The sequence below is a fragment of the Xanthomonas sp. WHRI 8932A genome (genome assembly GCF_035012785.1).
Classification (GTDB): Bacteria; Pseudomonadota; Gammaproteobacteria; order Xanthomonadales; family Xanthomonadaceae; genus Xanthomonas.
This window is the reverse complement of sequence record NZ_JAYGQQ010000008.1, coordinates 16,072-37,307: the sequence shown is the minus strand read 5'-3', so window position 1 is coordinate 37,307 and position 21,236 is coordinate 16,072. Positions and strand designations below refer to the sequence as shown.

General features: G+C 63.1%; 16 protein-coding genes and 1 pseudogene. 2 read left to right on the top strand and 15 right to left on the bottom strand.

The genetic code is table 11. From position 1 onward, the window contains the following. Positions 1 to 125 precede the first annotated feature (125 nt). Entirely contained in the window at positions 126 to 653 is a 528-nt protein-coding gene (locus VC212_RS13925; RefSeq protein WP_323526252.1) for a helix-turn-helix domain-containing protein, read from the top strand. A 69-nt stretch (positions 654 to 722) separates the two neighbouring features. On the opposite strand, the gene VC212_RS13920 is transcribed toward VC212_RS13925, so the two are convergent. The 11 genes from VC212_RS13920 to tssB form a co-directional block, all read right to left on the bottom strand. Beyond that, on the bottom strand, positions 723 to 1,457 hold the full coding sequence (locus tag VC212_RS13920) for a hypothetical protein (protein WP_323526122.1): 735 nt from the start codon (positions 1,455 to 1,457) through the stop codon (positions 723 to 725). Between the two features lie 61 nt (positions 1,458 to 1,518). Further along, positions 1,519 to 2,178, bottom strand: a complete 660-nt coding sequence (locus tag VC212_RS13915; RefSeq protein ID WP_323526120.1) for a type II CAAX endopeptidase family protein — start codon at positions 2,176 to 2,178, stop codon at positions 1,519 to 1,521. 52 nt (positions 2,179 to 2,230) lie between these two features. Then, the gene (locus VC212_RS13910) at positions 2,231 to 2,614 is read right to left on the bottom strand and encodes a DUF4124 domain-containing protein (protein WP_323526119.1); all 384 of its coding nucleotides are present in this window, start codon (positions 2,612 to 2,614) and stop codon (positions 2,231 to 2,233) included. A gap of 2,082 nt (positions 2,615 to 4,696) precedes the next feature. Further along, complete coding sequence (tssH, locus tag VC212_RS13905) at positions 4,697 to 7,441, bottom strand: type VI secretion system ATPase TssH (protein WP_323526118.1); 2,745 nt, start codon at positions 7,439 to 7,441, stop codon at positions 4,697 to 4,699. Positions 7,442 to 7,508: 67 nt separating this feature from the next. Then, complete coding sequence (gene tssG, locus VC212_RS13900; protein WP_323526116.1) at positions 7,509 to 8,549, bottom strand: type VI secretion system baseplate subunit TssG; 1,041 nt, start codon at positions 8,547 to 8,549, stop codon at positions 7,509 to 7,511. Further along, positions 8,513 to 10,396: a type VI secretion system baseplate subunit TssF gene (gene tssF / locus VC212_RS13895; protein ID WP_323526114.1), complete on the bottom strand. Its 1,884-nt coding sequence runs from the start codon at positions 10,394 to 10,396 to the stop codon at positions 8,513 to 8,515. The genes tssG and tssF overlap by 37 nt, the downstream gene beginning before the upstream one ends. A 4-nt stretch (positions 10,397 to 10,400) precedes the next feature. Next, on the bottom strand, positions 10,401 to 10,904 hold the full coding sequence (tssE, locus tag VC212_RS13890; protein WP_115554925.1) for a type VI secretion system baseplate subunit TssE: 504 nt from the start codon (positions 10,902 to 10,904) through the stop codon (positions 10,401 to 10,403). Positions 10,905 to 10,909: 5 nt separating this feature from the next. Continuing rightward, positions 10,910 to 11,704: a type VI secretion system accessory protein TagJ gene (locus VC212_RS13885; protein WP_323526113.1), complete on the bottom strand. Its 795-nt coding sequence runs from the start codon at positions 11,702 to 11,704 to the stop codon at positions 10,910 to 10,912. 63 nt (positions 11,705 to 11,767) lie between these two features. Then, complete coding sequence (locus VC212_RS13880; RefSeq protein ID WP_055846859.1) at positions 11,768 to 12,271, bottom strand: type VI secretion system tube protein Hcp; 504 nt, start codon at positions 12,269 to 12,271, stop codon at positions 11,768 to 11,770. A gap of 83 nt (positions 12,272 to 12,354) precedes the next feature. After that, entirely contained in the window at positions 12,355 to 13,848 is a 1,494-nt protein-coding gene (tssC, locus tag VC212_RS13875) for a type VI secretion system contractile sheath large subunit (protein WP_115514270.1), read from the bottom strand. Between the two features lie 4 nt (positions 13,849 to 13,852). Beyond that, complete coding sequence (gene tssB / locus VC212_RS13870; protein WP_008572540.1) at positions 13,853 to 14,362, bottom strand: type VI secretion system contractile sheath small subunit; 510 nt, start codon at positions 14,360 to 14,362, stop codon at positions 13,853 to 13,855. Positions 14,363 to 14,651: 289 nt separating this feature from the next. Here tssB and tagK point away from each other — a divergent pair. Further along, positions 14,652 to 15,310, top strand: a pseudogene (gene tagK, locus VC212_RS13865) (transcriptional regulator TagK). Between the two features lie 290 nt (positions 15,311 to 15,600). Here tagK and VC212_RS13860 read toward each other — a convergent pair. From VC212_RS13860 to VC212_RS13845, 4 genes are all read right to left on the bottom strand, one after another. Further along, positions 15,601 to 16,047, bottom strand: coding sequence for a universal stress protein (locus tag VC212_RS13860; protein ID WP_055850174.1), 447 nt, complete (start codon positions 16,045 to 16,047; stop codon positions 15,601 to 15,603). A 190-nt stretch (positions 16,048 to 16,237) separates the two neighbouring features. Then, positions 16,238 to 16,819, bottom strand: coding sequence for a sugar O-acetyltransferase (locus VC212_RS13855; protein ID WP_323526251.1), 582 nt, complete (start codon positions 16,817 to 16,819; stop codon positions 16,238 to 16,240). A 204-nt stretch (positions 16,820 to 17,023) separates the two neighbouring features. Further along, positions 17,024 to 19,210, bottom strand: a complete 2,187-nt coding sequence (uvrD, locus tag VC212_RS13850) for a DNA helicase II (RefSeq protein WP_323526111.1) — start codon at positions 19,208 to 19,210, stop codon at positions 17,024 to 17,026. A gap of 602 nt (positions 19,211 to 19,812) precedes the next feature. Further along, positions 19,813 to 21,210, bottom strand: a complete 1,398-nt coding sequence (locus VC212_RS13845; RefSeq protein WP_115555165.1) for an FAD-dependent oxidoreductase — start codon at positions 21,208 to 21,210, stop codon at positions 19,813 to 19,815. Between the last annotated feature and the right edge of the window lie 26 nt (positions 21,211 to 21,236).

The window sequence follows — 21,236 nt, the reverse complement described above, 5'->3', positions numbered from 1 at the left end:
TTCTGTAGCGGCTTGCATGCGATATCCTTAACGGAACGGTGATCCGAATATACGGAGCACTGCTCCGATTGTAAAGGATGGGCATGAGAGCCGACGCACAGAAGAACTATGAGCGCTTGCTGGACGTGGCGCGGGAAGCCCTCGCAGAAGCGGGCGCGGAGGCATCGCTGCGTGACATCGCCCGCCGTGCCGGGGTCGGGCTGGGCACCTTGTACCGGCACTTCCCCACGCGCGAGGCCTTGCTGGAGGCGCTATTGCGCAGCAGCTTCGAAGACCTGGCGACCAAGGCCGATGGCTTGCAGCAGGCAGACGCATCGGACCGGGCATTAGTGCTGTGGCTGCAGGACGTCATCGACTTCACGCACCGCCAGCGCGGCGTCCTTGCGCCGATGATGTCGGCCATCGAAGACGAATCGTCGGCACTGCACAGCTCTTGCGTCAGGCTCCGCTCCGCCGGCGCGGCACTGCTGGCGCGCGCCCAGGCAGATGGCAAAGCGCGTGCCGACATCGACGGAGACGAACTGTTCGACCTCATCGCCGCGTTGGCCTGGCTTCGCGAACAACCCTCGCATACCGATCGGTCCGGCCGCCTGTTCGAGATCGTTGCCGGGGCGATTCTCGTTGGTGCCCCTGCAGCAATGCAGTATAGGTAAGCTGGGCACAACGGCGGGACGGAATCTGCCTGCGCTGACCTGCGCGCAGCAACACAGCCCATCTTATGCTCACCGCTTGGCCGCCTCGCATAGCTTGCGATTGAACCAGGTGGACTTGGCGATCGGCAGGTAGGCGTCCCAGTCGCTGGGCGGCAACATCGTGCTGTTCTGATCCAGCTCCGCCTTGAACGAATCCTCGTCGTGGCTGCGGCCAGCCATGGTGCCGTCCAGTGCCGCCAGGCACTCCTTCGGACGATTCAGGCGCAGCAGGGTGAGTGCGCGGTCGTTGGCGAAACGGTCGCGATCGAGCCAGGTGAGAAACTCGCCGCACTCGCCTACGAATGCCTGCATGCCGGCGAGCGCTTCGGCATAGCGCTTGCCGCGATATTCCCGTAGGTACGCCTCACGTCGTCGGCTGCTGGCAGCGGACGTGCAACCCGCCGGCAACTGCAGATAGTCGCCTTCAAAATGGGCACGCATGCCGCAGTAGTCGCGGCAGCTGTCCTGGGTCAATGCGGCGATGGTGAAGCCGCCCGCCACAGGTTCGAACGATAGCTTGCAGGGCGCATCGACAACATCGCTCACTTCCGCCCTGTCGCCGTGCAGGGTGCCCGATAGCGTGCAGCTGTGGCCGTTGGCGCCCATGGTGAGAATTTCGAACTGGCGCGCCCCACCCTTATCGCTGACCTGCAGGCTGCCCCAGCCTTGCTTGGTACTGTATTCGCCGGGCGTCGGACCGGCCGCCACCGCACCGAAAGTCATCAGCCACACCAGTATCCCGCTCCATCCATATCGCCGCGCCATCGCCTCGTCCTGTGTTCAACCAGAGTGGCAAGTGTGCGACATCGCGGCGACGCCAGGCTACTCAGGTGTAGACCATCAACCCCAGCAGATCCAGTGCGCCATGCGCCAGGATCGCCGGCCACAGCCGCCCACGTCGGGCCACCCACCAGCCCAGGATCAACCCGATTACCAAAATGCTGATGGCGCCGATCGGGCCCTGGTAGAGGTGATACAACGTGCGGATCGCCACGCTCACATTCACCGCGAACGCACGGCCATGGCGCGACTCCAGGGCGCGGATGACGTAAGCGCATACGAACACTTCCTCGAAGATCGGATTGATCAGCGAGATCGCCAGCACAGCCGTGATCGACAGCTGTCCGGCGACCATCGCGTCGAATGGATTCGTGTTGCTCCCCAAGCTCCAGTTCACCAGCGTCAGTGGATAGGTGACCACCAGGCAACCCACCAGCAAGCCGAGCCCCATCACCACGTCGCGCAGCTGCCACTGCAGCCCCAGCGACTGCGGCGTCCAGCCGCGGAACCACAGTACTGGCAACAAGATCGCCAGAATAAGCAGTTCGTAAACCACCATGCCCCATAGGCTCGCCTCGGAAAAGACAGGCTCGACGGCATCCCGCGCCAGCGCCGAAACACTGGACCAGATCGACAGCCCGAATGCGATCGTCACCACGATCAACAACTCGCCCCATCTAGCAGACGCTCCTTCACGCTCCTGCATCGATCTTCCTTGGCATGCCTTGATTGCAGATACTCAACTTGAAACGCCCTGTCTAGCGGCAGGCCTGCACGACCGCTCGCTCGACAGCCTGCATGAAATCCGGATCGCGACGCATCGTAGTATCGGCGCGGGCGCTATCGCGCACATGGGTGGCGCGCGTACACGCCTCCGGGCTCGGCTGGCGGTCGTAACTGATCAGGCGTAGACCCAGGTTCGACTCCTGCCCATTGCCAGAGGCCGTTTGCAGGCCGGTCTGCGCAGTCGCGGCCTTCGGTGCCGACGCGGGTTGCTTGTTCCAACGCTTCTGCTCGGTGCCGTCGGCGCACGGCGTGGACTGGTACACGGTCCCCAGCTTTGCATCACTGCACTTGTAGGCGGACTGCGCCGCCGCCGGCAACGCCAGCAGATAGATCACCACCACAAGACTTCTTTTCATTTGCCCCTCCCCGGAACGGCATAGCTTACCGATAGCAGGGAATGAGGCTTCATTCCTCGGAGCCTTACATGTTGGCTCTTCGATCGCCAGGATGGGTAAGGCGTACCTGGCAGCTTTACCGACCGGCCTGGATAGTCGCAACACCTGTGCGTTACCAATGGCAGCGCGAAGCGGAAGCAGAGTGCTTGCCGACCAATGTCGCATGCACCCTTTGTTGCGCCAAATACAGCTCCATCCGGCGATGGAAGCACAAACGAACTGCATTTACCGCCGACGCGCAAGCACAGTCGCCGCCGACGCATATTCTTGCGGGCGTTAGAACAGCTCATCGGCGCCGCAAGTCGCCGTAGTCGCCCGATAAGTGAACCTGACCCCGTTATCCGTCCATATTGGCTCTTCGATCACCAGGATGGGTGCGGCGTGCCTGGCGGCTTTACCGACCGGCCTGGATCGTCCCAACACCTGTGCGTTACCAATGGCAGCGCCAAGCGGAAGCAGAGTGCTTGCCGACCAATGTCGCATGCACCCTTTGTTGCGCCAGATACAGCTCCATCCGGCGAAGGAGGCGCAAACGATCTGCATTTACCGCCGAAGCGCAAGCACAGCGGCCGTCGACGCATATTTTTGAGGGCGTTAGAACAGCTCATCAGCGCCGCAAGTCGCCGTAGTTGACCGATAAGTGAACCCGACCCCGTTATCCACCTTTGTCAAGACGTCAGGCGATTTACGGTGCTATTCGCAAAGACCCTGGACCACCAGAGCCTTACCAAATTAGCAGCTACCCTAATCAATAACTGACACTGGGACACCGCACTTCTGAGCGTAGAGCGAAGCAAGGCTGAGTCGCTGCGAGACAACTCAACCGCCCAGTAGGTCTATAAGTGCATCCAAATAATTTTGGCTACCACTCTGGTCGCTTTGTTAAAATATTTATTTCAAATCTCCTGCGGATCGTGAGACTTATTTGGCTCTTGAGTAGTAGTAATCCGCAATCAAGTTATTTATTTCACCTGCTTGGGTTCCGGTAAGGCGCCCCAAAGATGCATGCCCGTTGACAACCTGAATAACTTGCATAGCAACCTCAGCACTCAAATTGCCATTGACGTAATGCGCATTTAGCTGATCAATAACGGCGAGTCGTAGCGCGCCGGGGAAATCATTCTGAGCCAAGGTTCCTAAATGACTAGACCATCCGCTTGCGGTCCCGCTACTTCCAGTAGAAGAGACTCCTCCTCCAGCTCCACTCTGGCCGCCTCGATGGACATCATACGGTATACTTAAAGTAGGCTCTGTTTGATAGCTATAATTTATACCCGATAATTTAAGCGCTGCATGTGGGAAAAGATGCTCACTCTCGAACTGACCTCTCTTTGAAGACTTCTTTGTTTCTTTATGCTGACCTGCGGCCTTCGGTGAGAAAGCGTCGCCATTGCAGGAAAAAATTCCACGATGGCAAATTGATCCCATATTACAAAGGGCATCTAGACAGTGAGGGCACATACTTCCTCCTTTGAAATCATTCCACCAATTGATATTTTTTTAGATTAATATTCCAAGTAAGCCAGAGAGGTAACGAGCTTATCTATGTCAATCCATAGACCCGCGTCCAAACGACTCCAGTCACCTGGACTATGCGTGCGCACGGTAGGTGAATTTGGTAGCTTCTCAACCTCCCATGTTTCGTTATCATCGCAGGAAAAAAAATACTGATTTAGGTACGGACCGCTTTCTATCTTCAAATGCCCCTCCTTGAAAGTTCCCTCCCGAGTGTCATCGGGTGGAAATGATAAGTGGGCTCGCAGCCATTGACCTTTTACTTTCACTTCGATCCCTTGAAGCAATACCATTCCAGCACCGGACCTTGAGTTAGCTACACTAAGCTTTCCGCTGCATCGCAACGAGGTAAATCTCCAGCTGTTGAACTCAAACGTAGGCCAGTGCTTCTCAAGATAAGTGAGGGTTTGATTTGACATGAAATTACACCTCTTATAAGCAGAAATTCATAATTTAACTAGACATCGATAGACTAAGGATCCGCTCGCCACATCAAATTTCTTTGATGCGACGCTGCGAAGAAATTAATTACGCGATATCGAAATTATAAATAAAATTATTGCCGTCTGAATCGACACTAATAGATCTATTCCCACTACCTTCCAACGTTCGATTTAAGAAATCCCGCGAAATCTCCGGCAACATAGAATTAGTCAAAATCGCATCAATCATCCGCCCACCCGACTCACTCTCGGTGCATCGACTCACCACCAGCTCCACCACCGAATCGTCGTAGTCAAACGGAATCTTGTAACGCTCCTCGATCCGCTTCTTGATGCGGTTCAACTGCAACCGCACGATCTGGCCGAGCATGTCGTTGCTCAGCGGGTAATACGGAATCGCGACCAGGCGCCCGAGCAATGCCGGTGGAAACACCTTCAGCAACGGTTCGCGGATGGCCTTGGCCATGCCCTCCGGATCCGGCATCAACTCCGGGTCTTTGCACAGGCTGGCGATGAGGTCGGTGCCGGCGTTGCTGGTGAGGATGATCAAGGTGTTGCGGAAGTCGATGCGGCGGCCTTCGCCGTCTTCCATCCAGCCTTTGTCGAAGACCTGGAAGAACAGTTCGTGTACGTCGGGGTGGGCTTTCTCCACTTCGTCGAGTAGCACCACCGAGTAGGGTTTGCGGCGCACTGCTTCGGTGAGGACGCCGCCTTCGCCGTAACCGACGTAGCCGGGCGGTGCGCCCTTGAGCGAGGAGACGGTGTGCGCTTCCTGGTATTCGCTCATGTTGATGGTGATCAGGTTTTGTTCGCCGCCGTACAGCGTCTCTGCCAGGGCAAGTGCGGTTTCGGTCTTGCCGACGCCGGAGGTGCCGGCCAGCAGGAATACGCCGATCGGTTTGTCCGGGTTGTCCAGGCCGGCGCGGCTGGTCTGGATACGCTTGGCGATCATCTCCATGGCGTGGTCCTGGCCGATGACGCGCTTGGCCAGCAGTTCGGGCAAGCGCAGCACGGTGTCGATCTCGTTGCGCGCCATGCGCCCGACCGGGATGCCCGTCCAGTCAGCGACCACGGCGGCGACGGCTTGATAATCGACAGTGGGCAGGATCAGTGGCGATTCGCCTTGTAACGCGGCCAGTTCGGCCTGCACCAGTTGCAGGCGTGCTAGCAGCGTGTCGCGATCCACTTGCACCGGTGCGTCGAGCACGGCGGTATCGCCGGAGGCGTCCTGTTCTGCCTCGGCTTCCAACGCACTGCCGGTGCCTTCGACCGGGGCGTTGCCGCTGCGTAGTTGCGCGCGTAGCGACAACAGTTCATCGACCAATGTTTTCTCGGACACCCAGCGCTGTTCCAGGTCATGCAAGCGGCGACGCTCGCCATCGAGCAAGCCGGCACACGCAGCCGCGCGCTCATCCACCACGATGCCGATGGCGCGCTCGCGCTCGATGATGGCGTGTTCGGTGTCCAGCGATTCGATGCGGCGGCGGCTGTCGTCCACTTCCGCCGGCGTGGCATGCAGGCTCACTGCAACGCGGGCGCAAGCGGTGTCCAGCAGGCTCACCGATTTGTCCGGCAACTGGCGCGCAGGGATATAGCGGTGGCTTAGTTTGACGGCGGCTTCCAGCGCTTCGTCGAGGATCTGCACGCTGTGGTGCTGCTCCATCATCGAGGCGACGCCGCGCATCATGCGCACCGCCTTGGCTTCGTCCGGCTCGTCCACCTGCACGGCCTGGAAACGGCGGCTCAGCGCCGGGTCTTTTTCGATGTACTTCTTGTACTCGGCGAATGTGGTTGCGCCCACAGTGCGCAACGTGCCGCGCGCCAGTGCCGGCTTGAGCAGGTTGGCGGCATCGCCGGTGCCAGCCGCGCCACCGGCGCCGACCAGGGTGTGGGTTTCATCCACGAACAGAATGATCGGCTTGGGGCTGGCCTGCACTTCATCGATGACCGCGCGCAGGCGCTGCTCGAACTCGCCCTTCATGCTGGCGCCGGCCTGCAGCAGGCCCACGTCCAGCGTGCGCAGTTGCACGTCTTTCAATGCGGGCGGCACGTCGCCGCGGGCGATGCGTTGCGCGAAGCCTTCCACTACCGCGGTCTTGCCCACGCCAGCCTCGCCGACCAGGATCGGGTTGTTCTGGCGGCGACGCATCAGGATGTCCACCACCTGGCGAATCTCGTCGTCGCGGCCGATGATCGGGTCCAGCTTGCCCTCGCGTGCTTGCGCGGTGAGATCGGTGGTGAATTTCTTCAGCGCTTCCTGCTTGCCCATCGCGGCCGGGGCGATGGCACCGCTGGCTTCTCCCGGCGCCGCACTTTGACCGAGCGAAAACCCATCGCTGGGCAGCAGGCCATCTTCCGGCGAGCCGGCCACGATCTGCGCGAAGTGCTCATTGATCACAGCGGGCTTGAGCTTGTCGAACTCCTTGGAGATCGCCAGCAGCGCGTTGCGTAGACCGCGCACGCTCAAGATGCCGACGACCAGGTAACCGGTGCGCACCTGCGCCTCGCCGAAGCTCAGCGAGGCATACACCCAACCGCGCTCCACGGCTTCTTCGACATTGGCCGACAGGTCGGTGACGGCGGTGGAGCCGCGCGGCAGGCCGTCCAGCGCGGCGGTGACATCGCCCGCCAGCGAGGAAGGATTGAGTTGGAAGTGCTTGATGATGCGGTGCAGGTCCGAGTCCTGCAGCTGCAGCAGCTGATGCAGCCAGTGCACCAACTCCACATACGGGTTACCGCGCAGCTTGCAGAACACCGTGGCACTTTCGATGCCGCGATAGGCGAGTGGATTGAGCTTGCCGAACAGGGCACTGCGGGAGATCTCGGCCATGATGCGTCCTTCGAAGTCGGTACGTTGCGTGTGAGCGTGTGTGTGAGCGGCAGTGGTAGCGGTGCGGTCAGCCGGAGGGGCGCAGCAGCACCTCGTCGGCGTCGGCCACGCTCCAGGCGCGCCGGCCGAGCCAGGTGTCCAGGCCCAAGCGGCTATTGCGTGCCAAGTGCGGGGTGGGGACGTCGTCGGCCTTGAGCAGCAACTGCAGCTCCCAGCCGAATTCGTCGCCCAGATAGCTACGCACCGCTGCGGTGAGTTGGCGTAGCGCCTGGCCGCCGGGCAGGAAGCGTTGAAAGGCAATGCGCGGCAGCGGCCCCAGCCGAATCCGCACACGCTGTTGCGCACCACGCACCTGTGCGCCAACCACGCTGTCCACACCGAGCCGTGCATTGCGCGGACCAAGGCCCAATTGCAACTGCGCATCGGCGGGGAGCCGCATCCATTCGGCAATGAATTCCTGCACCTGCACCGGCCAGTCGAACAGCTGCTGCAGCACGGCGCGCAAGCCTTCCGGTGTGCGCGTGGCCGCGCCAAACCGGCCGGCGTGATAGCGGCGTGCATCGTCGGGCAATGCATCGCGCTCGCGCAGGTGCGGGCTGGCGATACCGACCAGCGCATCCAGCCACGCACGGAACTGATCGCTGGCCGGTCGCTCGGCCTGCACGGTGGGCTGCGCCTGCGCCCAGGCGCGATAGAACAGGCTGAGCATGCGGTGATGGAACACATCGGCAAACGCGGCGAAGGTGCCATCCTTGGCTTGCAGCGCACGCTCGATGGCGTATTCGGTCAGGTGTAGCGGCAGCGGCGCGTTGGGGCCAAACAGGCCGAGAAACAGCCCGTACAGCGCCGCGGGTTGCGCGTCGTGCGCCGGTGTGTAGCGGTCCAGGGCGTGCGGCGCGAATGCCAGCGACGGGGTGTGCCGCAGGCGCACCACGTCGTCCACCGCACGGGCGGATTCGCCCAGGCGCGGCTGCAACGGATGGCAGCGCTCGATCGCGCGCAGCGCCGCAAACGGGGTGAAGTCCTGGGGCCGGGTCTGCAGCGCCTGTTCCAGCGCGGCAGCACCGGCGCTTACAGGCGCGGTCGGGAGCCGGGCTGGGCGGGCCATCGGGCCACCTCGTTGCGTTCGGTGGTGCGCAGTACGGTTTCGGTGAAGGAATTCACCGAGACATAGCGCGCAAAGAAGTGCCGCAGCACCGAGGTCAGCAGAAACGCGCCGGTGCCTTCGAAGGCGGCGTCTTCGCAAGTGAGCGTGATCTCCAAGCCACGGCCGAACGTGATCGGGCCCGGCACCGGAATGCGTCGCACGATCGGCGTGCCGGTAACCTGCTTGACCCCTTCGATCTGCCGCTGTGCCGAGGCATCGAACGGGTCGCAATACAGGGTGAGGATCTCGCGCAGCGCCGCCGCACCGTTGGGGCCATCTTCGAACAGCGACAGATAATTGAGCTGCAATTGACTGAGCAGGCGCCAGGCGGTTTGCCCGTCGGACACAGCCGGGCGCGGCTTGGTCGGCCCGGCCACGCAGCGCACACTCTGCACCGGCACACCGCTGTCCATGCTGAAGTCGGTGGTGCCCTTGCCCACCGGCATGTGCAACGGCAGGTCGCGGTTGCTGCACCACAACTGCAGCCCGAGCTGACGCAAGTTGCTGGCATGCGCCTGATCGTTTGCATCGACCAGGCTGACGAACACCTCGCTACCCACATAACTGGAGCGCGCGCCATCGCGGCGTTGCCGCGCCGACAGCAGGCGTGGCTCGCGGCGCATGGTGTAGAACGCGCCATGCCGCGCATGCCAGGTGTGTGCGTCGCCACCATAGAACGCGGTGAAGCGTTGTTCCGGTTCCTGGCGGTCGCCGAAGCCTTCCACCTCGCCCAGATGATGGATCTCGAAATCCATCGGCCGGGTGCGATCGGCCAGCACGTGATACTCGTGCTGGCCGGTCTGCAGATGGATGCGGTCGGCGCGGCGTTCGAACAGATTGATTGCCGGCGTACAGAACAGCTTGAAGTGTTCGGCACTCACTGCGGCCGCCAGGCTGGGCACGCTGCGTTCCAGCAAGATCACCACCTCGAAACTGGTGCCGTGCAGGCGACGCAATGCAGTGCGCAAACCGGTGAGTTCTGCGAACAGAAAGCGCTCCGGGCAGGCGAAGTATTCCTGCAGCAACCGGTAGCCACTGAACGAGCGACCGTCATACGGGATCAAGCTGTCTTCGTCGGCGTACCCGCGCATCTGCAATGTATCGGCGCCTTGCAGCGTCTGCACGGTGGCGCCCTGCGCATCGCTGCCACGTACCAGAACGGCGCTGGTGTCGGCATGCAGTTGTTCGTACAGCCGCTTGGGCAGGCCATCGGCGCCGGCCAGGAACAGCGGCAACCGATCCAATGCCAGGCCTTGGGTCTGCGCACCGCCCACCAGCTCGAAGCGCAAGCGGATGCCGGCGCGCACGCTGCGACCGGCGGGCAATGCGATCCCCGCCGCCGCCAGCGCAGCCGGCGATTCCAGATACTTGGCCTCGGCCAACTGCAGCGGCCACAACGTCACCGCATGTGCGGTGCGAAATTCGCAGGCGGTGCGCTCACCGGCGCCGATCAGGCTGCGCAGCGCGCTATGCCGCGGTACGTCGACACCGGCGCTCAAGCCGCTGTCTTTCAGATCCGGCTGCAACTGCACCACTGCCATCGATGGTAGTGGCGCCAGATAATGCGGGTAGACCATTTCCAGCAAGTGCTGGGTAAAGACCGGGTACTGCGCGTCCAGCTTGAGTTGCACGCGCGCGGCCAGAAACGCGAACCCTTCGAGCAGGCGCTCCACATACGGGTCAGCGCATTCGAACGCATCCAGCCCCAGCCGCCCGGCGATCTTGGGGTACTCGCGCGCAAACTCGGCGCCCATGTCGCGCACGTGCTGCAATTCGCGGGTGTAGTACGGGAGCAGGCGCGGGTCCATGGGATTAGCCGTGGCCCTCCATCACTTCAAGTCGGCCGGTTTCCAGGTCCAGCGCGGTCTTCAGATACAGGTTCAACGGCAGCGGCTGCGCCCACATCTCCGATTGGATGGTGAACAGCAGCGAGCGCTTGTCCATGCGTGCAGCGTCGGCGTGCACACTCACGCGCAAGGTATCGGCAATCAGGCGTGGTTCGAAGGCCAGGATGGCGTCGCGAATACGCTGCTGCAGCGCGGCCGCATCGATGCCGGCCACGGCTGCGCCGGCCAGATCGGGGATGCCGAAGTTGAGCACCGAGCGACGGATCTGCGGATGCGCGTCCAGCGGCCAGCTGGTTTCCAGATTCACTGCATTCAACAGCCACGACAGATCGCGGATTACGCATTCGCGCAGGCGCGTTGCCGAAATCACGCGTTGGTCGCGGCTCTCTTCGCGTTGGCTGGGCGCGGCATCGGTGAGCCGGTCCAGCAGCGAGGGCTGCAAGCGTTCGGTGGTGGTGAGCTCGGCCATGACGATCAGGACGCGTCGAACTGCAGCTCGCGCACCTCGAGCAGCGCAACCTCGCGCGACTCGGTGCTGAGCATGCGTTGGCCCAGGCCGATTTCGCCCTGCGCACCTTCGGTCCATTCGGTGCGACGCGCCAGTTGCAGCTCGCCCGCATCCAGGTGTTCGCTGCCTGGATAGCGCACCGGCATGTACGCAAACGCCTGGCCGCCATTGCGCCACAACACGCTCACCGGCGCCCACACGGTATCGCGTAGATCGCTGGGCGTTTCGAAGCGTAGCTGCTGCACTTGATGCAGCGGTGCCCACGCATAGCCGGTGTCCAGGATCAGTTCGATGCATGGGCCGAAGCGTGCATCCGCATCGGCCAGCCACTCGAACCGCACGCCATCCAGCGTGCCGCCGATGGCCGGTGCCTGCGCAAAGGCCTGCTCGCGCAATGCGGCCGCCTGCGCTGCATTGCCACGTAGCGATAACTGCAAGGCCTGCAGGTGCAGCGCCATCCAGGCATCGGGTGCGCCGATCACGGTAGGCAGGCAGTCGCCGGCAAATACCGCAGCGCGCGTCTGTTCTGCCTGCAACACGCGCTGGTAGGTGTGCACCATCGGCGCACTGCCGCCATCCAGCTCCAGGCAGGCGCGCAGCTGGTCGGCCGCGCGCGACCACTGGCCCAGGACGGCCAGCAGCTGAAACAAAAACACGCGCTGCGCGGCATCGGCCGGTTGCCGACGCACCTGCTGCACCAATTGCTGCAACGCCTGCGCCGGCTCGCCACGGGCGAGCAGGGTCTGTGCGGTGGCATCCATCGCGCGTGTCCTTATCGAAGAAGGTGGCGGTGCCGGTTATGGCACCGCCGTTGGTTGCCGGCATTACGCCTTGGCGACAGCCTGGATGTCGTAGGTGAATTCCTTCGCGCCGCCCTGCGCCGTGCCCTTGTCGTCCTGCGGCTGGAAGCCGTACTTGAACTTGCCGAAGTGCAGCGTCACGTTTTCAGTCAGACGGTCTTCGCCGCCGGAACCGCCGGTGGACAGCGAGGTGATCAGCACGCCTTCGCTCAACTCGATGGTGAGAAAGTCGCTCTGCTCGCCGGTGGCATTGGTGACGTACAACCAGGCGTTTTCCACGCGGGCGCCGGTGCACACCGCATCGAGCAATGCGTTGGAGCACCCGTCGACGTACTTGGTGATGGAAATGTCCTGGATATGCGCCTTGCCGCCACTGGCCGAACCGCCACCGGTATGCAGGTCGCCGGAATTGCTCGCGCCCCACGACCACGCCAGGATCGGAATCTCGCCCTTGTGCTTCTTGTGATTGGACGCGCCTTCGATCTTGACCTTGCCGCTGCCGAACTTGATATGCATGTCGAACGCCATGGAACTGCTCCTTCGCTAAGTGGGAAACACAGGTGGTGCGACGTGCAGAGCGCACGTCGTCGCCGTGACGCAAAGACGCTGGATCAGGCCTTGGCGGCCGAGGGCAAGCGCGAGACCAGACGCAACGAGACGGTCAGGCCTTCCAGCTGGTAATGCGGCTTGAGGAAGAACTTGGAGCTGTAATAGCCCGGTGCGCCCTCCACTTCTTCCACCACCACTTCGGCGGCGGCCAAGGGCTTGCGCGCCTTGGTTTCTTCGCTGGAATTGGACGGGTCGCCATCGATGTACTGGGTCACCCAGCGCGTCAGCCAGCTCTGCATCTGCTCGCGATCGGAGAACGAACCGATCTTGTCGCGCACGATGCACTTGAGGTAATGCGCAAAGCGGCAGCAGGCAAACATGTACGGCAGACGCGCGCCCAATGCGGCATTTGCGGTGGCATCCGGGTCGTCGTATTCGTCGGGCTTGTTCAAGGACTGCGCGCTGATGAAGGCGGCCATATCCGAGTTCTTGCGGTGCACCAGCGGCATCAGGCCCATCTTGTCCAGCTCGGCCGAACGGCGGTCGGTGATCGCCACTTCGGTGGGGCACTTCATGTCCACGCCGCCGTCGTCGGTGGGGAAGGTGTGCGTCGGCAGCCCTTCCACCGCGCCGCCGGATTCGATGCCACGAATCCGCGAGCACCAGCCGTACTGCTTGAACGAGCGGTTGATGTTGACCGCCATCGCATATGCCGCATTTTGCCAGGTGTATTTATTGGAATCGGCGCCGGCGGTCTCTTCTTCGAAATCGAATTCGTCCACCGGGCTGGTGGCCGCGCCATACGGCAGGCGCGACAGCGTGCGTGGCATCGCCAGACCGATGTACTTGGAATCTTCCGATTCGCGCAGCGAGCGCCATGCGGCATAATCGGGCGTGGAAAAGATCTTGGCCAGATCGCGCGGGTTGGACAGCTCGTTCCAGTTGTCCATGCCCATCAACTTGGGCGCGGCCGCGGCAATGAATGGCGCGTGCGCAGCCGCAGCAACCTGTGCAATACCGTTGAGCAGCTCCACATCCGGCGGGCTCTGGTCGAAGTAGTAATCGCCGACCAGGCAGCCATACGGCTCGCCGCCGAGCTGGCCGTATTCCTGCTCGTAGACCTTCTTGAAAATGGGGCTCTGATCCCATGCGGTGCCCTTGTAGCGCTTGAGCACCTTGCCCAGTTCTTTCTTGCTGATGTTCAGCACGCGGATCTTGAGCTGCTGATCGGTCTCGGTGTTGTTGACCAGGTAATGCAGGCCGCGCCAGGCACCTTCGAGCTGCTGCAGATCGGCGTGATGCAGGATCTTGTTGAGCTGTTCGGTGAGCGTGCGGTCGATCTCGGCGATATAGGCCTTGATGGTTTGCGAAACGTCTTCGCTGACCACATCGCTGCGGTTGAGCACCTGCTCGGCGAGCGTGCGTACCGCCGCTTCCACTTCTTCCTTGGCGCGTTCGCTCTTGGGGCGGAACTCGCGATTGAGCAGCGCGGCAAAATCGCCTTGCTCGCTGGTTTCGGTACTGCTGCTGGCCAGTGCGGCTTCGGTGGCGGACATGGCGTCAGGCTCCTTCCGGCTCGGAGGCAGGCTTGGCCGCCGACACCAGCGACTGCAGCAACGCCGGGTCGCGGATGGCATTGGCAATCAGCTGCTCGGCGCCGGCCTTGCCGTCCATATAGGTGTCCAGGTTGGCCAACTGCGTGCGTGCTTCGAGCAACTTGGCCAGCGGCGCGACCTTGCGCGCGATGGCGGCCGGGGAAAAGTCGTCCATGCTTTCGAAGGTGATATCCACCGCCAGCTCGCCTTCGCCGGTGAGCGTGTTGGGCACCTTGAACTGCGCACGCGGGCGCATCGACTGCAGGCGGCTGTCGAAGTTGTCGACGTCGATCTCCAATGCCTTGCGCTCGTCCAGCGAAGGCAGTTCGCCGGCGTTGGCACCGGACAGGTCCGACATCACCCCCATCACGAACGGAATCTGCACTTTCTTCTGCGCGCCGTAGACCTCTACGTCGTATTCGATCTGCACGCGTGGCGCCCGATTGCGGGCGATGAACTTCTGACTGCTGGCCATGCCTGATCTCCGATTGAGCTTGCCCGTTGCGCCAACGTGCGGGGCACGTGCGCTGCCTTGTGGCCTGGATATCGCCGGCCCGGCCGATCGCCTGGAGCCTGCGTGCGACGCCGGTGCTGCGAGCTTCCCCGCAACTGCCGCACCACGCGGACCAAAGCGACAGGCCGTGCGATGACGCTCTTCAGCGTTGCGGCGAGTCTAGGAATGGCCCTGCGCGCTCACCCGACAAATCGTCTCAATCGTGCCGATGCGTGATGCGCGGCCGACTTCGTGAAAGAGGCGTGATGGGTTGGCGATGCTTTTTTCGGTTGATCAAAGGACAGGCCCCGGGGAGTGGGCCGCAGGCAGTACCGCATGAGCATCAGCTACTACAGCGCCATCGCGCCGCAAGCGTCCTCGACCATGGAGGCGCATGCGCCGCTGATGATCGATCTGCTGGCCTATATCGAGCAGCACATCAGTGAGGCCGAGCTCGGCACCGAGTCGTTGCAACAGGCATTCGCACTGTCGCGGGCGTCGTTGTATCGGCTGTTCCAGTCGCGTGGCGGCGTCGCCAGTTATATCCGCGAGCAGCGTCTATGCACCGCGCACCGCTATCTGCAGGCGTATCCGGAGTGCAGCCTCACCTGGTTGCTGTACGAAATGGGGTTTGCCTCGGAGCGGCAGTTCCAGCGCGCCTTCCAGCAGCGCTTCGGCATGCCACCGATGCAGTGGCGCCGCCAATGCCGCGCCACGCCACACGCACCGGCACCGCGCCGTGGCCACTACATGCCGATGTGGCGCTTCATGCGCGAGCTGGGCCAGGACGCGCAGCAGCACACGCCCGCCACGCCACGCACGGCTGCGCCGCTCACCCATAACGCACCGCTGATGCACGCCGAAGCACTGCGCCGGCTCGCCCGACCGTCGCCACGCTTTGTGGCGCAACTGGAGCCGATGAAGGGCTAAGCACGGTGGGTTGCGTAGGAGCGCACCTGGGCGCGATGGCATTACCGGGAACGCCCCATCGCGCCCGGGGGCGCTCCTACAAAAGCGTGCATGCATCAGACTGCACGTCCATTCATCGTGTTCTTATCTGCCTCGTGCACACCGGAAACTATAAACACTACGTAGGAGCGCACCTGGGCGCGACTGGCATTACCGGGAACGCCAGTCGCGCCCAGGTGCGCTCCTACGTGTCACAACCCGATGGGCCGTCTGCGTGCCTGCTCATCAACAACTCGATATCGGCATCGACCTCAACGAATCACCAGCACCGGGATCGTGCTGTGCGTGAGCACTTCCACGGTCTGGCTGCCGAGCAGCATGCGGCGCACGCCACGTCGCCCGTGCGAGGTCATGATGATGAGATCGCTTCTGCATTCTTCTGCGATCTGCACGATGCCCTCGGCCGCGAAGCGGTCCAGCACATGCCGTGAGGTGGCCTTGATGTTTGCAGCTATCGCCAGCTCCAGTGCAGGACGCAGAATCTTTTCGGCAGCGGCTTCGCGCTCATTACGATATTCCGGGCTCGCCTCGTATCCCACGCTCCAGCCCATCGCGTCGTACATACCCATCGCCCACGGCTCGGACACGGTGACGATGTCGACCTTGGCACCGGTCGCCTTGGCCAATTCCAGTCCCTGAAACAAGCCGCGATGCGACAGCTCGGACGCATCGATGGCGATGAGAATACGTTTGTACATGGTGACCTCCTGCAAGGGTGGCAATGCTGCCAAAGGGTAGTGCCGGACTCACGGTGACAGGCGCTGGTGGTGGCTGCCTTGATGTGGATCAATGCTGCAATTGCTGGTGTGGCGACTCATGGTGTGTTTGCTCCTACGTGCAACGCATGCAAGATCGATCACATCGCACGCCACTTGGCTTTCACTGCGCTCAATCCGTCGCTACGGCATCCGGATCCGGTCGAGCCTCGCGCACGCGCGCCGGATTGCCCACTGCCGTGGCACCTGCGGGTACATCGCGGGTAACCACCGCGCCTGCGCCGATCAATGCATCGTCGCCAATGCTCACGCCCGGCAGGATGGTCGCCCCGCCGCCAATCCACACGTTGCGCCCGATGCGAATCGGGCGTCCAAATTCCAGACCGCTGGCACGGCCGGCCGCATCGCGCGGATGATCGGCAGCGTAAAGCTGGACGCCAGGCCCGATCTGCGTGCCATCGCCAATGCTGACGTCGCAAATATCCAGAATCACACAGCTAAAATTGAGAAAGACCCCGGCGCCCAGACGGATGTTGTACCCGTAGTCGCAATGAAACGGCGCACGGATCACCGCGCCCGCGCCCACCTCAGCCAACCGCTCGCGCAAGAGCGCGTGCCGCTGCTCAGCCGTCTGCAGGACAGCTGCGTTGTAACGCACCATCCACTCGGCAGCGGCCGCCTGATCGGACTGCAGCGCTTCATCGGCAGCGTTGTACAGCTCGCCTGCGAGCATTTTCTGTTTTTCGGTGCGCATCGGGCCGTGTGTCTTCATGCAGTCGGTTCGACCGCAGCGTGTCACGAATGCTGTGGCGAATGCATCGGGCAGCGCACAACGGCGCGATACGGTGCTGGAACGGCCTGGACACGAAGATGACGCTCCGTCACCGCGACCCACCCTCATCCGGAACTGCGCGCCACACCTGCCTGCAGGAAGAGGAGAAAGCGCGCCATCGCCTAGCTACATCACCGTCAGATTCGCGTACGCCATCACCAACCATTTGGCGCCGACCTCGTCGAACTGCACCTGCACGCGCGCATGCGCACCGTTGCCTTCGTAATCGACAACCACGCCGCCGCCGAAGGTGGGGTGCTCGACGTTGGCGCCGAGTTTGATCGGCGCGGTCTCCACGATTCCGTGCACCGGGCCGCCACGCGCTGCGCCCAACGAGGCGGTGCGCGAAACCTGCACCTTGGGGCGCACTTCGTTCAACAACTCGCGTGGAATCTCGCGCAAAAATCGCGACGGGACGTTGTAGTTGTCCTGACCATGGATGCGGCGCGACTCGGCGTAGCACAGCACCAGCTTCTGCCGTGCGCGAGTGATGCCCACATACGCCAGACGCCGTTCTTCCTCCAACCGGCCGCTTTCTTCCAGCGACCGCGCACTCGGGAACAAGCCATCTTCCAGGCCGACCAGAAACACGATCGGAAACTCCAGACCCTTGGCCGAATGCAGCGTCATCAACTGCACGCCTTCTTCGCCGGCCTGCGCCTGGCCTTCGCCGGCTTCCAGCGAGGCGTACGCCAGAAACGCAACCAGCTCGGTCATGCCCTGGCTGTCTTCGTCGTCCGGCCGGGTGAAACGCGAGGCCACCGACACCAGTTCGTCCAGGTTCTCGGTGCGCGATTCCGAATCCAGCCCGCTGCGGCTTTCCTTGGCCCAATGCTCGCGCAGGCCCGAGCGCATCAGCACGTGGTCGATGCGTTCGGCCAGTTCCATCTCGCCGGTTTCGGCGTGCAACTGGCCGACCAGGCTCAGGAAGGTCGCCAAGGCATTGCGCGCACGCGCGGCCAGGCTGTTTTCTTGCGTGGCCAGCATTGCCGCTTCCCACAACGACAACGCATTGGCACGTGCCAGCCGGCGCACTTCGTCCAGCGTGCGGTCGCCGATGCCGCGCGTGGGCGTATTGACCGCGCGTTCGAAGGCGGCATCGTCGCTGCGGTTGGTGAGCAGGCGCAGGTAAGCCAGCGCATCCTTGATTTCGGCGCGCTCGAAAAAGCGCATGCCGCCATACACGCGGTACGGCAATTGCTCGGAAATCAGCGCTTCTTCCAGCGCGCGCGATTGCGCGTTACTGCGATACAGCACCGCCACTTCGCCGTAGCTGCCGCCATCGCGTACCCACTGGCGCGCGCGCTCCACCGCATAGCGCGCCTCGTCCACTTCGTTATAGGCCGCGTACAGATCGATCGGGTCGCCATCGCCGGAATCGGTCCACAGCTGCTTGCCGATGCGGTCCGGGTTATGGGCGATCACCGCATTGGCCGCGCCCAGGATATTGGCGCTGGAACGGTAGTTCTGCTCCAGCCGCACCGTCTGCGCGCCGGGGAAATCCTTGAGGAACCGCTGCACGTTCTCGACCTTGGCACCGCGCCAGCCATAGATGGCCTGGTCATCGTCGCCGACCACGAACACATGCCCGGTCTCGCCGGCCAGCACGCGCACGAAGGCGTACTGGATGGCGTTGGTGTCCTGGAACTCGTCCACCAGAATTTCGCGAAAGCGTGCGCGGTAATGCGCCAGCAATGCCGGTGTGTCGCGCAGCAGTTCGTGCGCGCGCAGCAGCAACTCGGCGAAATCCAGCAGCCCGGAGCGGTCGCAACGTTCCTGATAGGCCGCATACACCTGCCGGCGCACCTCGGTCCAATCGTCGTTGGGCTCGGGCTGGATATGCTGCGGACGGCGGCCTTCGTCCTTCTGCTCGTTAATCCACCAGCTCATCTGCTTGGGCGGATACTTGCTCTCGTCCAGCTCCAGCGACTGCACCACGCGCTTGACCAGCCGCAGCTGGTCGTCGCTGTCCATGACCTGGAAGCCTTCGGGCAGCCGCGCGTCCTGCCAATGCAGGCGCAACAGCCGATGCGCCAGCCCATGGAAGGTGCCGATCCACATCCCGCGGCTGCCGTTACGCAGCTGCAGGTCGGTGCGGTGACGCATCTCGCCGGCGGCCTTGTTGGTGAAGGTCACCGCAAAGATGCCGTGGTTGGGCACGCCCTGGACTTCGTTGAGCCAGGCGATGCGATGGATCAGCACGCGCGTCTTGCCGGAGCCGGCGCCGGCCAGCACGAGGTAATGCCCCGGCGGCGCGGAAACGGCCTCGCGCTGGGCGGGGTTTAAATGATCGAGCAAATGAGAGACATCCACCGGCGCATTTTACCGGTTGTGGCGTCGCTGCGGCTGAGATTGCGATGAAGCGGTTTGGGATTGCTGCCCCCATCCGCCCTTCGGGCACCTTCCCCCGCAGGCGGGAGAAGGCAGGATGTTGGCTTCTCTGCCGCCTGCCAGAGGAGCTTAGGACGTCGATTCCTCTGCGGCCTGCCTGAGAAGGCAGGATGTCGGCTTCTCTGCCGCCTGCCTGAGAATCTTAGGACGTCGATTGCTCTGACGCCTGCCTGAGAAGGCAGGACGTTGATTGCTCTGACACCGGCAGGATGAAGGCAGCAGGTTGATTGTTTTCCCGCCTGCTAGAGATCAGGCAGTGCTCGCCATGGCAGGGCCCCTCTCCCGGCTGCGGGGCGAGAAGGCACGGCTTGCGCGCCGCGCGCGCCTGCCTTGGAGCGCCCGCGCCGCAAGCGCAGGCCGGGGCGCGGAGCCGGGGTTGGGGGAGGGCACGAGACGCAGCCAAGCGAGTCACCCGAGGCTTCGCTCGCCCCCACATCCGGCGCTATGCGTCGCCTTCGCCCCTCGAAGAGGCCAATGTCGCGGCCGGAGAAGACAGCCAAGCTCCTTCTCTGTTCCCGACATGCCTATCGGCGCTCCAGCTGCACCAACACACCCCGCGCAATCGCCGCTGCCTGTTCGCGCAACTCCGGCACTGCCAGGCTCTCCCACAACGAACCGATCCGCAGGCTGCCAATCACCCGCAGCCGCGGGTTGGCGCGCCCGTCGGCATCGAGCAGGCTGCCGTCGGCAGCGGTGTCCACGCCGATCCCATGCGGGCCGGCCGTCGCAATGCCCTGCCCCAGCAACTGCTGCAACAACGGGTTACGCATCGCCTGTACGCGCATTTCAACGCCCGTGGCATTGACCAGCGTCTGCACATCCAGCTGCAACGCATGCCCGGCACTGGCGGCGCCGGCACTCACACGCACGCATGCACCTACCTCGAAGGCCACATCCAGCCGCGCACGATGCAACTGCAGTTGCCCACGTGCCTGCATCGCCCGCAACTGCGCATGCACCGGCGCGGCAATGCGATGCCGATGCACATCCCAGTAGCGCACCACATGCCGCAGGAAACGGCGTTGATCGGCCACCGACAAGGTTTGCCACAAGGCCTGACTCAATGGCCGGATGCGTTCCATCACGCTCTGCCACGGCAGCCCCTGTGCCAGCGCCGCGCGGGTGTGCTGGCGTAACGCACGCATCCGTGCGCGCAACGACAAGGCAAGCAATGGTTGTGGATCGAAGTCTGCGGCAGCGCCATGCGCATGCGGCAAGGGCAGCAGACCATGCCGCGACACCACATGCACCGCGCCGCGATGGGCCTGCGCAGCCAGCGTCACCACGGTGTCGGCCATGCTCAGCCCCGAGCCGACGATGCACACGGCGGCGTCTTGCGGCAACCCGGCCACTGCTTCGGTGTCCCAGGCCTCCACCCGCTGCGCCGCCGACAAACCGGTGGCACCACGCAACGGCAACGGGCGCAGCGCATTACCAACCGCCAACACCACGGCGGCGGCCTGCACGGTGTGTCCGTCATCCAGCTGCAACAGCGCGCCGTCTGCGTTGGGCTGCAGGGTCTGCACGCGTGCGGTGTGCACGCGCAAGGTCGCAGGACTGGTTGCACACGCGGCCTGCAGGCGCTCGCGCAGGTACGGGGCGTAATGCCTGCGCCCAACATACTGTTGCGGCAGCTGCGCGTCGTCCAGCTCCGGGCAGCATGCGTGCGCGCGCAGATAGTCGACAAAATCCTGCGGCGTATCGGCCAGTGCGCTCATGCGCGCGGCAGGCACATTCAGTAGATGCTCGGGCCGCGCCGTGGAATAGGCCACGCCCTCGCCCAGCACCGGGTGCGGCTCGATCAACACGATCTGCAGCGGCGTGGTCGCCTGATGCAGCAGCTGCAATGCCACCAGCACGCCTGAAGCGCCGCCTCCGACGATGGCGATCGCTGCAACGCCGGGATCACGCGATGTGTTCATTGCGGCATTGTAGGCGATGGCTGCAC

Bases quoted from the DNA above. Each gene is read 5' to 3' on its own strand.
- tssC (WP_115514270.1), bottom strand. From the start codon at position 13,848: ATGTCCGCCACCGAAGCCGCACTGGCCAGCAGCAGTACCGAAACCAGC.
- VC212_RS13915 (WP_323526120.1), bottom strand. From the start codon at position 2,178: ATGCAGGAGCGTGAAGGAGCGTCTGCTAGATGGGGCGAGTTGTTGATC.
- VC212_RS13920 (WP_323526122.1), bottom strand. From the start codon at position 1,457: ATGGCGCGGCGATATGGATGGAGCGGGATACTGGTGTGGCTGATGACT.
- VC212_RS13855 (WP_323526251.1), bottom strand. From the start codon at position 16,819: ATGCGCACCGAAAAACAGAAAATGCTCGCAGGCGAGCTGTACAACGCT.
- VC212_RS13880 (WP_055846859.1), bottom strand. From the start codon at position 12,271: ATGGCGTTCGACATGCATATCAAGTTCGGCAGCGGCAAGGTCAAGATC.
- tssB (WP_008572540.1), bottom strand. From the start codon at position 14,362: ATGGCCAGCAGTCAGAAGTTCATCGCCCGCAATCGGGCGCCACGCGTG.
- tssH (WP_323526118.1), bottom strand. From the start codon at position 7,441: ATGGCCGAGATCTCCCGCAGTGCCCTGTTCGGCAAGCTCAATCCACTC.
- tssE (WP_115554925.1), bottom strand. From the start codon at position 10,904: ATGGCCGAGCTCACCACCACCGAACGCTTGCAGCCCTCGCTGCTGGAC.
- VC212_RS13885 (WP_323526113.1), bottom strand. From the start codon at position 11,704: ATGGATGCCACCGCACAGACCCTGCTCGCCCGTGGCGAGCCGGCGCAG.
- VC212_RS13845 (WP_115555165.1), bottom strand. From the start codon at position 21,210: ATGAACACATCGCGTGATCCCGGCGTTGCAGCGATCGCCATCGTCGGA.
- VC212_RS13860 (WP_055850174.1), bottom strand. From the start codon at position 16,047: ATGTACAAACGTATTCTCATCGCCATCGATGCGTCCGAGCTGTCGCAT.
- tssF (WP_323526114.1), bottom strand. From the start codon at position 10,396: ATGGACCCGCGCCTGCTCCCGTACTACACCCGCGAATTGCAGCACGTG.
- tssG (WP_323526116.1), bottom strand. From the start codon at position 8,549: ATGGCCCGCCCAGCCCGGCTCCCGACCGCGCCTGTAAGCGCCGGTGCT.
- VC212_RS13910 (WP_323526119.1), bottom strand. From the start codon at position 2,614: ATGAAAAGAAGTCTTGTGGTGGTGATCTATCTGCTGGCGTTGCCGGCG.